This is a genomic window from Streptomyces sp. NPDC029151 (assembly GCF_055564315.1).
On the sequence record NZ_JBVHWQ010000008.1, the window covers coordinates 92,151 to 105,167 of the forward strand.

Below are 13,017 nucleotides of genomic sequence, written 5' to 3' on the forward strand. Positions count from 1 at the left end.
CAAAGGGGGTGGCATGTCCGCAGACCAGGGCAGCTCGAAGGTGCTGACGCCCACGAAGAGCGAGGCAGCGCCCAAGGAGCTCGACGCTCTCGACGTCCTCGACGGCTTCGAGGGTGTCACGGCCCTCGAAGCCGTGCCGTCCCCGGCCGCCGACCCGGCCGCCGAAGCTGTCCCGGCCGCGCAGGCCACGGCGAACCTCGACACCCGCACCCTGTCCCGCTCGCTGTTCCTGCGCCTGGCCGCGCTGGACCAGGACAGCCCCGAGCGGGCCTACGTCCGGGACACCCTGATCGAGCTGAACCTGCCGCTGGTCCGCTACGCGGCGGCGCGGTTCCGCTCGCGCAACGAACCGATGGAGGACATCGTCCAGGTCGGCACCATCGGCCTGATCAAGGCGATCGACCGGTTCGACTGCGAACGGGGCGTGGAGTTCCCGACCTTCGCGATGCCGACGGTCGTGGGCGAGATCAAGCGGTTCTTCCGTGACACCTCGTGGTCCGTGCGGGTTCCGCGCCGGCTCCAGGAGCTGCGCCTGGCCCTCACCAAGGCCAGCGACGAGCTGTCGCAGAAGCTCGACCGCTCCCCCACGGTGACGGAGCTGGCCGCCGTGCTCGGCGTCTCCGAGGAGGACGTGGTCGACGGCCTCGCGGTCGGCAACGCCTACACCGCCTCCTCCCTCGACTCGCCGGCCCCCGAGGACGACGGCGGCGAGGGCTCGCTCGCCGACCGGCTCGGCTACGAGGACGCGGCCCTGGAGGGCGTGGAGTACCGCGAGTCCCTCAAGCCGCTGCTGGCCAAACTCCCGCCCCGGGAGCGGCGGATCATCATGCTGCGCTTCTTCGCCAACATGACCCAGTCGCAGATCGGCGAGGAGGTCGGCATCTCCCAGATGCACGTCTCCCGGCTGCTGACCCGGACCCTGGCGCAGTTGCGGGACGGACTGATCTCCGACTAGGCGCTCCGCCGGAGAGGCCGACGCCTTCGGGAGCGCCGCGCCGGCGTCGTGGGGGCGCCGGCCGTACCGGCGTTCTCATCTGACGGCACGTCGTCCACCATGACCGGATGCCGCGTACCGGGATGCTCACAGCGGTGCCGGCGGCCGTCGTCGGTCCGGGCGGGATGCTGGTCGCGTGCGGGGGCGGTGGTCCGGGCGGTGGTCACACCGTGTTCGGCGCGGGCCAGGGCGGTCCGACGGCCGTGCCGCCGTCCGGATCGGTGACCCCGGTACCGCTCGACCGGCAGCCGCGCGGGACCGGCCCCGCGGCACCGGTCCGCTCCTCCACTCCCCGCTCCACCGGGCCGGCGTCACCGCCGGCCTCGGCACCCGGAAATCGGCACGGGAATCGGTACCGGCCTCGGCGCCGCCCGTCGAGGCGACCCCGGGGCGCCCCGCGGCCCCGCGGCGGCCCGGGCGGTCGTACGACACCGCCCGCCGCCTCGCCGCACCCCGCTGTGAGCCGTACGACGACGGCGCCCGCCGACCTCTCGTGGGGCGGCACGGCGGTGCGCTCGGGGTCGTATGACGCTCGGGACGCACGTCATCGGCGCGCTCGGCGTCGACCGGGGGAGGATCGAGTCGACCGAGGAGCCGCCGGTGCCGCCGGCGCCGGGTGCGCGCAGGAGCCCCGCGTGGACGGTGTGCGCGGATTCCCGGCGGGTGCCGCCCGGCATGCCCATCGAGACGCGGGACGTCTCCGTCGAGTGGGGCCGAGTCCTACTTCATCGCCAGCCAGGCGACGCCGGCGATCACCGCGAGCGCCACGACGACGCCGATGATCAGACCGACCCGGGGGCCGGAGGAGGCCGCCTGCTGCTGCCGCCCCTGCGGGGCCTCGTCGACGAACGCGCGGAACATCTGGGTGCTGCCTGCAGGGTCGTAATTGCCCTGGGGGCCCTGGGTGTTAGCCATGCCCCGAGACCCTAGCGAATCCCGGTGAGCGACCCAAGTGCGGGGCCACCGGGACAGACGGGGGCACGACACCCGCACCCACCTGCATATTTACGATCGCAATACTTGCCTTTGCCAAGTTTTTGCGCCCACCCCACCCGATTTGTTTGCCTGCAGCAACCAAGCAGGCTTATGGTTGCCCTAAGCAACGATACGGGAGGTGTGATGGCCGAGCGGACGCAGTTTGAAGAGCTGGCGCGTCAGCTCAGTGCCGTCGGAGCGGTGAAACGGGACATGGGGCGGATCCTGCCGCCCGACTGCCCGGCCGGCTCCGCCGCCGTGCTGACCCTGCTCGGCCGCCACGGCGACATGCGCATGAGCAAGCTCGCGGAGCTGCTCGCCGTGGACATGTCGGTCACCAGCCGGCATGTCGCGCACGTCGCCGCACGCGGCTGGATCGAGCGGCACCCGGACCCCGCGGACAAGCGCTCGCGCATCCTGCGCCTGACGTCCGCGGGCCTGGACCGGCTCGACGAGCTGTCCCGGCGGACCACGCATCTGCTCGCCGAGCGGCTCGCGGACTGGACCGACGAGGACGTCGGTGAGCTGATCCGGCTGATGACACGCCTGCGCGCGTCCTTCGGCGACTGCCGCTCGGCCCCGCTCCGGATCACCGAACCCGTATCCGAAGAGACCACCCGTACACCCGCAAGCACGTAAGAGAAGGAAGCCCATGGCAACGACCACACCAGCCGGTGTGCGGGCTCACGCCAAGCACGGGGGAGGCTCCCACGGCGACGCCCCGATGACCCACCGGCAGATCATGGAGGCCCTGTCCGGGCTGCTGCTCGGCATGTTCGTGGCGATCCTGTCGTCCACGATCGTCTCCAACGCCCTGCCGCACATCATCGGGGACCTCGGCGGCGGCCAGTCCGCCTACACCTGGGTGGTCACCGCCGCCCTGCTGTCGATGACCGCGGCCACTCCCCTGTGGGGCAAGCTCGCCGACCTGTACAGCAAGAAGGCTCTCGTCCAGATAGCCCTGATCATCTACGTGGTCGCCTCGATGGCGGCCGGCCTGTCGCAGAACCCCGGCATGCTCATCACCTTCCGGGTGTTCCAGGGCATCGGCGTCGGCGGTCTGTCCGCCCTGGCGCAGATCGTCATGGCCGCGATGATCTCCCCGCGCGAGCGCGGCCGGTACTCCGGCTACCTGGGCGCCACCTTCGCCGTCGCCACCGTCGGCGGCCCGCTGCTCGGCGGTGTCATCACCGACACCTCCTGGCTGGGCTGGCGCTGGTGCTTCTACGTCGGTGTGCCCTTCGCGGTCATCGCGCTGATCGTGCTGCAGAAGACCCTGCACCTGCCCGTGGTCAAGCGGGAGGTCAAGGTCGACTGGGGCGGCGCGACCCTCATCTCCGCCGCCGTCTCCCTGCTGCTGGTCTGGGTCACCTTCGCCGGTGACAAGTACGACTGGCTGTCCTGGCAGACCTACGCGATGGTCGGCGGTTCGATCGTCCTCGGCGCGCTGTTCGTGCTCGTCGAGTCCAAGGCGAGCGAGCCGATCATCCCGCTGCGCCTGTTCAGGAACCGCACGATCACGCTGGCGTCGCTCGCCTCGCTGTTCGTCGGTGTCGCGATGTTCTCCGGCACCGTCTTCTTCAGCCAGTACTTCCAGCTGGCCCGCGACAAGTCCCCGACCATGTCGGGCGTCATGACCATCCCGATGATCGGCGGCCTGTTCGTCTCCTCCACCGTCTCGGGTCAGTTCATCACCCGCACCGGCCGCTGGAAGGCGTGGCTGGTCAGCGGTGGCGTCCTGGTCACGGCCGGCCTGCTGCTGCTCGGCGGCATCCGCTACGACACCGACTACTGGAAGATGGCCATCTTCATGGCCCTGCTGGGTCTCGGCATCGGCATGATGATGCAGAACCTGGTGCTCGCCACGCAGAACCAGGTGGCGCCCTCCGACCTCGGCTCGGCCAGCTCCACGGTCACCTTCTTCCGCTCCCTCGGCGGTGCGGTCGGCGTCTCCGCGCTGGGTGCCGTGATGTCCCGCCGGATCACCCACTACGTCGAGGACGGCGTCGCCGACCTGAGCCCGAAGTACCAGAAGGCCCTGGCCGGCAGCTCCGGTTCGACCGACAGCATCCCGGACATGAACGCGCTCCCGAAGCCCATCCGGACGCTGCTGGAGAGCGCCTACGGCCACGGCATCGCCGACGTCTTCCTCATCGCCGGCTGCCTCGCCGCCGTCGCCTTCCTGATCACGCTGTTCATCAAGGAGGTCCCGCTGAAGACCAAGGGCGCGCTCGCCCAGTCCGCCGAGGCCGAGGCCCCCGTCACCGACCCGGCCGCCGCGCCGGCCGTCGCCGAGGCCCAGGCCCCGGTCGCCGCCGCGACGGCCACCGAGGCTCCGGCCCCGGAGCGGGTGCCCGGCTGGGCCGCCCCCGTCCTCGGCGAGAACGGCACCCCGGCCACCGCGGCCACGCAGTCCGGCGCCGTCGCCACGGTCGCCGAGCCCGGCACCACCGGCGGCACCCCGGTGCACGGCTACGTCCGCGGCGCCGAGAGCGCCCCGGTCCCGCAGGCCGCGGTCACGCTGATCTCGCTGTCCGGCCGCCAGCTGGGCCGCTCGGTCGCCCAGGCCGACGGCTCCTACGTCCTCGAAGCCCCGGGCACCGGGTCGTACGTCCTGATCGCCTCCGCCGACGGCTACCAGCCGCAGGCCTCCACCGTCGTGGTGGGCGGCGAACCGCTGTCGTACGACATCCTGCTCAGCGGCACCAGCGGTCTGACCGGTGTGGTGCGGGCCGCGGGGAGCGCGCTGCCGGTCAAGGACGCGATGGTGATCGTCACCGACGTGCGCGGTGACCTGCTGGCCACCGCCGCCACCGGGGAGCAGGGCGACTTCGCCCTCACCGACCTGGTGCCGGGCACGGTGACCGTCGCGGTCAACGCGAGCGGCTTCCGGCCGCGCGCCCTGCCGGTCGAGGTCGGCGCCACCGGCGTCACCCGCGTCGAGGTCGACCTGGACGCAGGCGCCCGGCTCCAGGGTGTCGTCCGGGCCCCGCACGGCCCGCTGGCCGACGCCCGGGTGACCCTCGTCGACCAGGCCGGCAACGTGGTCGGCACCGCCACCACCGGGACGGACGGGGCGTACGCCTTCACCGACCTGGACGGCGGCGAGTACACCGTCATCGCGACGGGTTACCCGCCGGTGGCCACCGCGCTGACCGTGTCCGGTCCGGGCGTCGACGGCCACGACATCGAACTCGCCCACCCCGGCGAGTAGTTCCCACCCGGCCCGTGGCGGTGCGCGCCCTGAGCGGAGGGCGCGCCCGCCACGGGCCGGTGTCATACGACCGACATGTAAGACCTTGCAGGGAGAAAACGGGATGGGACTGACCGCGAAGATCCGTACGCGGGACGGGTGGGCCGTGTCGCACGCGGTCGTCACGGTGACCGACATGACCGGGAGCCAGGTACTGCGGGCCGAGGCGGACGCCGAGGGTGCCGTACGGGACGCCACCGAGCTGGCGCCGGGCGCGTACACCGTGATCGTGACCGCCGTGGGCTACGCGCCGGCCGCGTCCAGCGCGATCGTCACCGCGAGCGGCCGGGCCGAGGTCGGCACGGTGACGCTGGCCCGGCAGGGCGGAACCGAACTGCCGCCGCCCGGGCCCTGGACCATCGACCCGGTGCACTCCTCCGTCGCCGCGGTCGCCCAGCACCTGGGGATCTCCAGCGTGCACGGCCGGTTCACGGAGTTCGGCGGCACGATCGAGATCGCGCCGGACGACGTCACCAAGTCCCGGGTCGAGGCGGTGATCAGGGCCGCGTCCGTCGACACCGGCAACGGCATGCGCGACGCGCACCTGAAGTCCGGGGACTTCCTCGACGTCGAGCGGCACCCGGAGATCACGTACCGCTCCACCGGTGTGACGGCGGCCGGCTCCGACCGCTGGACGGTCCACGGCGAGCTGTCCATGCACGGCGTCGTACGACCGGTCGACCTCGACCTGGCCTACCTCGGCACCGGCGCCGACCCCTGGGGCGGCACGCGGGCCGCGTTCCGGGCCACCGCCGAACTGCGCCGCGAGGACTTCGCGATGAACTACAACCAGGTCCTCCAGGCGGGCATCGCGGCCATCGGCACCACGCTGAAGGTCGAGCTGGACATCCAGGCGGTCCAGGGCGACTCGCTCCCCCAGGCGTAGGCACGACAGGGTCACCCACAGGGGCGGCCGCTGCCCCTAGGGTGCTGTCATGGCACCGAACATCGCTACCAACACCCGTGTATCGCTGGACGAGCTGCTGGACTTCGTACGGCCCCGCCACCGCGCCCTGCTGATCACTCGCCGGGCCGACGGCTCCCCGCAGGCATCCCCGCTGACCTGCGGGGTGGACGACTCCGGCCGGATCGTCGCCTCCACCTACCCGGAGCGTGCCAAGACCCGCAACGCCAAGCGGGACCCCCGGGTCAGCCTGGTCGTCCTGAGCGACGACTGGAACGGCCCCTGGGTCCAGGTCGACGGCACGGCCGAGGTCGTCGACGCCCCCGACTCGGTGGAACCCCTGGTCGAGTACTACCGCAACATCGCCGGCGAACACCCCGACTGGGACGAGTACCGGCAGGCGATGGTCAGGCAGGGCAAGTCCGTCATCCGGGTGACACCCGAACGCTGGGGCCCGGTGGCCACCGGAGGCTTCCCCGCCCGACTCGCCACCAACGACTGACCACCCCCCACACCGAACCGGCGGACGGAGTCCGCCACAGCCCCCCGAAGCCTGCGCAGCAGCGCGAGGGGGGCAGACGAGAAGGGGCCCGGCAGGCGATGGTCAGGCAGGGCAAGTCCGTCATCCGGGTGACACCCGAACGCTGGGGCCCGGTGGCCACCGGCGGCTTCCCCGCCCGACTCGCCACCGACGACTGACCGTCCCCCACACCGAACCGGCGGACGGAGTCCGCCACAGCCCCCCGAAGCCTGCGCAGCAGCGCGAGAGGGGCAGACGAGAAGGGGCCCGGCAGGCGATGGTCAGGCAGGGCAAGCCCGTCATCCGGGTGACACCCGAACGCTGGGGCCCGGTGGCCACCGGCGGCTTCCCCGCCCGACTCGCCACCGACGACTGACCGTCCCCGTTCCCGGCGCGGGTGGTGACGGGGGAGCGGTCAGCCGCGGGCGACCATCGCCTCGATGCCGGCGACCAGCAGGTCCAGGGCGAAGGTGAAGTCGCGGTCCAGCATCTCGGCCACCGTGTCGCCGCCGCGCGCCGCCATCAGGTCCTTGGACATCTTCATGACGTCGCCGGAGCCCGGCACCTCGTCCACGACGGCCATGGCCTGCTCGAAGTATTCGTCGGGGCTCAGCCCGGTGTCCGCGATCCGGGCGAAGAAGTGTCCCTCGATCGTCCCGAAGCCGTACACGAACTGGAAGACGGCCGAGATCGCCCCGGTCACCCCGTGCGCCGGCAGCCCCGCCCGGCGGACGACCCGCTGGACCACCCGGGAGAACGCGAGCGCGTTCGGGCCGATGTTGAGGAAGCGGCCGGCCAGCGGGGACAGCCAGGGGTGCAGGAACAGCAGCCGCCGGTACGCCGTGGCCAGCGCCCTCAGCTGTTCCCGCCAGTCCTCGTCCGCGTTCTCCGGATCGGGCAGCCGCAGCTCGGCGAAGGCCGCGTCCAGGGCGAGTTCGAGCAGGTCGTCCTTGGTGTCGACGTACCAGTACAGGGACATCGCGGTGACGTTCAGCTCGGCCGCCAGCCGCCGCATGGAGAACTTGGCGAGCCCCTCGGCGTCCAGCAGCCGCACCGAAGCCGCGGTGATCCGTTCCCGGTCCAGCCCCGAGGGCTGCCCGCTGCGCCCGCCCCGACGGGGGCCGCCCTCCCGCCACACGCTGTCCCGGGCCGACCGACCTGCCTGCTTCGTCACCGGCGCACCTTTCTCGAAACCGGCCGCTGTCCCCACCTTAGGGCTGTCAGACGGAGACCCTCTCCGCCCGCCGCAGCAGCCCCGCCGCCACGAACCCGCCCAGCAGCACCGCGACGGCTCCGACCAGCTGCCCGGTCCCCAGCCCCGCGGACAACGACTCCCCCGACGCCACGGAGGAGCTGAGCACGGCACCCAGCACGGCCACACCGAGTCCGTTCCCGAACTCCGCCAGCGTGCCGTTGATCCCGGCCCCGACACCGGCCTTCTCCGGAGGGATCGCGCTCATGATGGCGTGCGCCATGGCCGGGTTCGCCACCGCGCACCCCGCGCCGATCAGCAGCAGCCCGAGCAGCGTCCCCGCGTAGCCGCCCTTGTCCACCTCGGCGATGGCCACCAGGCCACCGGCCATGCACACCATCCCCAGCGCGATCGACACCGGAGTGCCGAGCCGCGTCGACCACTTCGCCGACAGGCCGCTGAAGTTGAGGACGACCACCGTCAGCGCCAGCGGAGCGGTCCGCAGGCCGGCCTCCAACGGCGTGTAGCCGAGCACGAACTGGAGGTGCTGCGTCAGCAGGAACAGCGCGCCGCCCATGCCGAACACGATGAGCACGGCCCCGGCGACCGCGCCCGTGAAGCGCCGGTCCCGGAAGAAGTGCATGTCGAGCATGGGCTCCTCCACCCTGCTCTCCCACCAGGCGAAGGCACCCAGCACCAGCACCGCCACGGCCGCCGTCGTGAGCACCCGCGCCGACGTCCAGCCGTGCCCCGGGCCGGAGATGATCGCGTAGACGAGCGCGGCCATGCCGATGGTGGACAGCAGCGCGCCCAGCAGGTCCGGGCGGTCACCGCGCGGGTTCTTGGACTCGGGGACGAGGGCGACCACCGCGACCAGGCCCAGCGCCGCGACCGGCAGGTTGATCAGGAAGATCGCGCCCCACCAGAAGTGGTCGAGCACGAAACCGCCGATCAGCGGGCCGCCGGCGAAGCCGAGCGCGTTGACCGCGCTCCAGATGCCGATCGCCTTCGGCTGCTCCTCCGGGGAGAAGATCTGCATCGCCACGGCCAGCGTGGTCGTCATCAGCAGCGCGCCACCGATGCCCATGCCGGCCCGTGCGGCGATCAGCTGGGAGGTGCTGCCCGCGAGTCCGGCCACGAGCGAGCCGACGCCGAACAGGGCGAGCCCCGTGATGAGCATCTTCTTGCGGCCGTAACGGTCTGCCGCGCTGCCGGCGGTGAGCAGCAGGCCGGACTGCACCAGGGAGTAAGCGTTGATCATCCACTGGATGTCGGAGGTCTTCGCGTGCAGCTCGCGGGTGAGCGAGGGGATCGCCACGTTCAGGACCGTGTTGTCGAGCAGCACGGTGAGCTGCGCGAGACAGATGACGCCGAGGATCAGCCAGCGCTGGGCGTGGCCCTGGTGGGCGGGAGCGGGTGTGGACATGCCGTACACCGTATAGCCGTCGCTATACGGTGTACAACACAGTTACCGGCCAGGCCCCGGACGGGGTCTCAGGCCTTCTGGGTGAGGTCGTAGAAGGTCGCCGACCCCACCGTCACCTTCTTGAAGGTGCTCTGCACCCACGCGCTGATCGCGGAGGCGGTCCCGCTGTCGCCGCCGCCGCCCATGCCGCCGCCGGCGATGAAGTAGTGGATCCTCCCTTCCTCGACGTACTTCTTGAACCGGGCCGGTGTCGGGGAGGGGTCGGTGCCGTTGAAGCCGCCGATCGCCATGACGGGTTCGCCCGTGGCGAGCTGGTAGCCGGCCGCGTTCTGGGAGCCGACGGACGCGGCGGCCCAGGTGTACTTCCCGGCGTCCCGCTCCAGCAGCTTCTTCGCCCCGGACGACACGCTCGTGCCGTTCAGCAGGCCGCCGGCACCACCGCCCATGCCGCCCTCGCCCGTACGACCGCCACCCGGGAACCCGTTGCCGTTGCCGTTGCCGTTTCGCTGACCCTGCCGGCCGTTCTGCCCCGGCATGCCGCCACCGAAGCCACCGGCCCCCGGGAACCCGTTGCCCTGCCGGCCCTGGCCGCCCTGCTGCCCGGGCATCCCGCCGCCGAAGCCGTCCCGCATGCCGCCACCGGCGCCGGGACCACCGCCGGGGCCGCCGCCCCGGCCCCCCATCACGCTCGCGCCCGCCGGGCCGGCCGTGACGATCGAGCCGGTGTGGCCCACCTGAAGGGTGCTCAGGGTGTACGCCGTCGGACCGGCCAGTGCGGCCACGAGACCGGCGGCCGCCGCGCCCAGGGCCAGGCGCCGGGTGAGCCGGCCGGCGAAGACCAGGCCGAGCGCGGCGGTCAGCCCGCCGACCAGCACCAGCCACTTCAGCCACGGCAGGTAGTCCGGCGTGCGGTTGAGGAGGACGTACCCCCAGGCCGCCGCCGCGACCACGGACGCGGCGAGGGTGACCGACGCCCACGGCTCCCGCCGCCTCTCCCACAGCAGACCCGTGCCCATGCCGACGACGACGGCGAGGTAGGGGGCGAGGGCCACGGTGTAGTACTGGTGGAAGATGCCCGCCATGTAGCTGAACACCACCACGGTCGTCAGCAGCGAGCCGCCCCAGACGAGGAACGAGGCCCGGGTGACGGACGTCCTGCGCAGCCGGCGGGTGGCCACCAGGCTGGCGGCGAGCAGGATGAGGGCGGAGGGCAGCAGCCAGGAGATCTGGCCGCCGACCTCGGAGTTGAACATCCGGTTCCAGCCGGTCTCGCCCCACATGCCGGTGCCGCCCCCGCCGCCACCGCCGCCCACGCTGCCGGTCTCCTCGCCGTTGAGCCGGCCGAGACCGTTGTAGCCGAAGGTCAGCTCCAGGAAGCTGTTGTTCTGCGAGCCGCCGACGTACGGGCGGGACGAGGCCGGCCACAGCTCGACGACCGCCACCCACCAGCCGCCGGAGACGACCAGCGCGAGCGTCGCCGCGGCCAGCTGCCCCCACCGCCTCCGCAGCGGGACGGGGGCGCACACCGCGTACACGACCGCCAGCGGCGGCAGGATCAGGAACGCCTGGAGCGTCTTGGCGAGGAACGCGAAACCGATCGCGATCCCGGCCCACACCAGCCACTTGGTCCGGCCGTCCTCCACCGCGCGGACGACGAGGTAGCAGGCCACGGACATCAGCAGCGCCAGCAGGGCGTCCGGGTTGTTGAACCGGAACATCAGCGCCGCGACCGGGGTGAGCGCGAGCACCGCGCCCGCGATCAGACCCGCCACGGGGCTGAACCGGCGGCGCACGGCCGCGTACACGACGGCGACGCCGGCCACGCCCATCAGCACCTCGGGCGCGAGGATCGCCCAGGAGCGGAGGCCGAAGATCCGTACCGACAGCTCCATCGGCCACAGCGAGGCCGGGGGCTTGTCGACGGTGATGGCGTTGCCCGCGTCCAGCGAACCGAAGAAGAACGCCTTCCAGGAGGTGCTGCCCGCCTGGACGGCCGCCGAGTAGAAGGAGTTGGCGTAGCCGGAGGCGCTGAGGTCGTACAGGTACAGCAGCAGGGTCGCGGCGAGCAGGCCGAGGAGTGCCGGGCGGGCCCAGCGGGGGTCCTCGGGCCGGCCACGCCACAGCCGGCGCGGGAACGGCTGCCGGGGCCGGCCGGCCCCGGATGCCCGCGAGGGTGCGGCCGGAGGCGGTCCCCAGACGGTCGTACTGGTCATCGGGCGTCCTCCGGGTCGGTGTCGTGAGGGGGTACCGGCTGCAACCGCACGGTCGCGCCGTACGGCTCCGGCTCGTACGACCGCTGCGAGTACGTCTGCCGCTCGTTCGCCTGCTGCTCGTTCGCCTGCCGCTCGTACGGCTGCCGCTCGTACGGCTGCTGGTACGGCTGCTGGTACGGCACCGGGCGCTGCGGCAGCGGTGCGTGCGGGTCCGGCGTGCGGTACGGCGGGCCGGCCGGGGCGTGCGCGGCGGCGACCGTGACGGGGGCGGCCGGGGCGCCGGGGCCGGTCCGTCCGCGGTCCGGGAAGACCCAGGCGCGGTAGAGCAGGAACCGCAGCACGGTCGCCGCGAGGTTGGCCGCGACGAGCACCGCCAGCTCGGTCGAGTGCGCCGGGCTGTCGGTGGCCGCGCCCAGGGCGGCGAGCGAACCGCTGGTCAGCGCGAGGCCGATGCCGAAGACGACCAGACCCTGCGCCTGGTGCCGTACCGCGCCGCCCCGGCCGCGCACGCCGAAGGTGAGCCGGCGGTTGGCGGCCGTGTTGGCGACGGCCGAGACCAGCAGCGCGAGCGCGTTGGCGGGCTGGGAGCCGGAGAACTGCCGGAAGACGCCGTACAGCAGCAGGTAGAAGAGCGTGGACAGGACGCCGACCACGCAGAAGCCGACCAGCTGGCGGGCCAGCCCCTTGGGCACGTCGGTCAGTTCACGGTCGCGCGGGTCGTCACCGAAGGGCCGGGTCAGCCGGTCCAGCGGCAGCGAGCCGGTGGCCAGCGCCCTGCCGACCCGGCACACGCCCTTGAGGTCGTCGGTGGCCGTCCTGACGATGTGCACGGTGGAGTCGGGGTCGTCGACCCAGTCGACCGGCACCTCGTGGATCCTCAGCCCCGCCCGCTCGGCCAGCACCAGCATCTCGGTGTCGAAGAACCAGCCGGTGTCCTCCACCAGCGGCAGCAGCACCTGCGCCACATCGCGCCGGATCGCCTTGAACCCGCACTGCGCGTCCGAGAAACGGGCCTGGAGCGAACCGCGCAGGATCAGGTTGTAGGCCCGGCTGACGAACTCCCGCTTGGGGCCGCGCACGACGCGGGAGCTGCGGGCGAGCCGGGAGCCGATCGCCAGGTCGGAGTGGCCGGAGATGAGCGGCGCCACCAGCGGCAGCAGGGCGTTGAGGTCGGTGGACAGGTCCACGTCCATGTAGGCGAGGACCGGCGCCTCGGACGCGGACCACACGGTCCGCAGGGCCCGCCCCCGGCCCTTCTGCTCCAGGCGGAAGGTGGTGACCTCGGGGATCTCCGCCTCCAGCCGCGCCGCCACCAGCGGGGTGGTGTCCGTGGACGCGTTGTCCGCGATCGTGATGCGGAACGCGTACGGGAAGGTGCGCGCGAGGTGCTCGTGCAGTCTGCGGACGCACGGCTGGAGGTCCTTCTCCTCGTTGTAGACGGGGACCACTACGTCCAGGACAGGCGTACCGGCGTCTCCGGCCGGGAGGTGCTCCCGCGCCGGCAGGGTGCCGGGAGAAGAGTCGGTTCGCATGGCACCGA

At 72.4% G+C, this 13,017-nt stretch carries 10 protein-coding genes and 2 pseudogenes; 7 read left to right on the forward strand and 5 right to left on the reverse strand.

Annotated features, from left to right (window positions below):
- Positions 1-13 precede the first annotated feature (13 nt).
- Positions 14-955: an RNA polymerase sigma factor SigF gene (locus tag ACZ4VF_RS27570; RefSeq protein ID WP_467929285.1), complete on the forward strand. Its 942-nt coding sequence runs from the start codon at positions 14-16 to the stop codon at positions 953-955.
- A 759-nt stretch (positions 956-1,714) separates the two neighbouring features.
- On the opposite strand, the gene ACZ4VF_RS27575 is transcribed toward ACZ4VF_RS27570, so the two are convergent.
- A complete protein-coding gene (locus tag ACZ4VF_RS27575) occupies positions 1,715-1,909 on the reverse strand; it encodes a hypothetical protein (RefSeq protein WP_467929286.1) in 195 nt (64 codons plus the stop codon).
- Positions 1,910-2,113: 204 nt separating this feature from the next.
- On the opposite strand from ACZ4VF_RS27575, the gene ACZ4VF_RS27580 reads away from it, so the two are divergent.
- The 6 genes and pseudogenes from ACZ4VF_RS27580 to ACZ4VF_RS27605 all read left to right on the forward strand — a co-directional run.
- The gene (locus tag ACZ4VF_RS27580; RefSeq protein ID WP_467929287.1) at positions 2,114-2,608 is read left to right on the forward strand and encodes a MarR family winged helix-turn-helix transcriptional regulator; all 495 of its coding nucleotides are present in this window, start codon (positions 2,114-2,116) and stop codon (positions 2,606-2,608) included.
- A gap of 85 nt (positions 2,609-2,693) precedes the next feature.
- Positions 2,694-5,183: an MFS transporter gene (locus tag ACZ4VF_RS27585; RefSeq protein ID WP_467929648.1), complete on the forward strand. Its 2,490-nt coding sequence runs from the start codon at positions 2,694-2,696 to the stop codon at positions 5,181-5,183.
- Positions 5,184-5,286: 103 nt separating this feature from the next.
- Positions 5,287-6,108, forward strand: coding sequence for a YceI family protein (locus ACZ4VF_RS27590; protein WP_467929289.1), 822 nt, complete (start codon positions 5,287-5,289; stop codon positions 6,106-6,108).
- Positions 6,109-6,157: 49 nt separating this feature from the next.
- Positions 6,158-6,628 carry a PPOX class F420-dependent oxidoreductase gene (locus ACZ4VF_RS27595; protein WP_467929290.1) on the forward strand — a complete coding sequence of 157 codons (471 nt, stop codon included), beginning with the start codon at positions 6,158-6,160 and terminating at the stop codon, positions 6,626-6,628.
- 89 nt (positions 6,629-6,717) lie between these two features.
- Positions 6,718-6,825, forward strand: a pseudogene (locus ACZ4VF_RS27600) (PPOX class F420-dependent oxidoreductase); the annotation flags it as partial.
- 89 nt (positions 6,826-6,914) lie between these two features.
- Positions 6,915-7,022: pseudogene (locus tag ACZ4VF_RS27605) on the forward strand (PPOX class F420-dependent oxidoreductase); the annotation flags it as partial.
- Between the two features lie 39 nt (positions 7,023-7,061).
- Here ACZ4VF_RS27605 and ACZ4VF_RS27610 read toward each other — a convergent pair.
- The 4 genes from ACZ4VF_RS27610 to ACZ4VF_RS27625 form a co-directional block, all read right to left on the reverse strand.
- Positions 7,062-7,820, reverse strand: coding sequence for a TetR/AcrR family transcriptional regulator (locus ACZ4VF_RS27610; RefSeq protein ID WP_467929291.1), 759 nt, complete (start codon positions 7,818-7,820; stop codon positions 7,062-7,064).
- Positions 7,821-7,866: 46 nt separating this feature from the next.
- Positions 7,867-9,264 carry an MFS transporter gene (locus ACZ4VF_RS27615; RefSeq protein WP_467929293.1) on the reverse strand — a complete coding sequence of 466 codons (1,398 nt, stop codon included), beginning with the start codon at positions 9,262-9,264 and terminating at the stop codon, positions 7,867-7,869.
- Positions 9,265-9,332: 68 nt separating this feature from the next.
- A complete protein-coding gene (locus tag ACZ4VF_RS27620; protein WP_467929294.1) occupies positions 9,333-11,477 on the reverse strand; it encodes a glycosyltransferase family 39 protein in 2,145 nt (714 codons plus the stop codon).
- Positions 11,474-13,009, reverse strand: coding sequence for a bifunctional glycosyltransferase family 2/GtrA family protein (locus ACZ4VF_RS27625; RefSeq protein WP_467929295.1), 1,536 nt, complete (start codon positions 13,007-13,009; stop codon positions 11,474-11,476). Before ACZ4VF_RS27625 ends, ACZ4VF_RS27620 begins: the two co-directional genes overlap by 4 nt.
- Positions 13,010-13,017: the final 8 nt, after the last annotated feature.

Excerpts from the sequence above, each read along its gene's own strand:
- ACZ4VF_RS27585 (WP_467929648.1), top strand. The coding sequence starts at position 2,694 with ATGACCCACCGGCAGATCATGGAGGCCCTGTCCGGGCTGCTGCTCGGC.
- ACZ4VF_RS27595 (WP_467929290.1), top strand. The coding sequence starts at position 6,158 with ATGGCACCGAACATCGCTACCAACACCCGTGTATCGCTGGACGAGCTG.
- ACZ4VF_RS27570 (WP_467929285.1), top strand. The coding sequence starts at position 14 with ATGTCCGCAGACCAGGGCAGCTCGAAGGTGCTGACGCCCACGAAGAGC.
- ACZ4VF_RS27580 (WP_467929287.1), top strand. The coding sequence starts at position 2,114 with ATGGCCGAGCGGACGCAGTTTGAAGAGCTGGCGCGTCAGCTCAGTGCC.
- ACZ4VF_RS27625 (WP_467929295.1), bottom strand. The coding sequence starts at position 13,009 with ATGCGAACCGACTCTTCTCCCGGCACCCTGCCGGCGCGGGAGCACCTC.
- ACZ4VF_RS27615 (WP_467929293.1), bottom strand. The coding sequence starts at position 9,264 with ATGTCCACACCCGCTCCCGCCCACCAGGGCCACGCCCAGCGCTGGCTG.
- ACZ4VF_RS27575 (WP_467929286.1), bottom strand. The coding sequence starts at position 1,909 with ATGGCTAACACCCAGGGCCCCCAGGGCAATTACGACCCTGCAGGCAGC.
- ACZ4VF_RS27590 (WP_467929289.1), top strand. The coding sequence starts at position 5,287 with ATGGGACTGACCGCGAAGATCCGTACGCGGGACGGGTGGGCCGTGTCG.
- ACZ4VF_RS27620 (WP_467929294.1), bottom strand. The coding sequence starts at position 11,477 with ATGACCAGTACGACCGTCTGGGGACCGCCTCCGGCCGCACCCTCGCGG.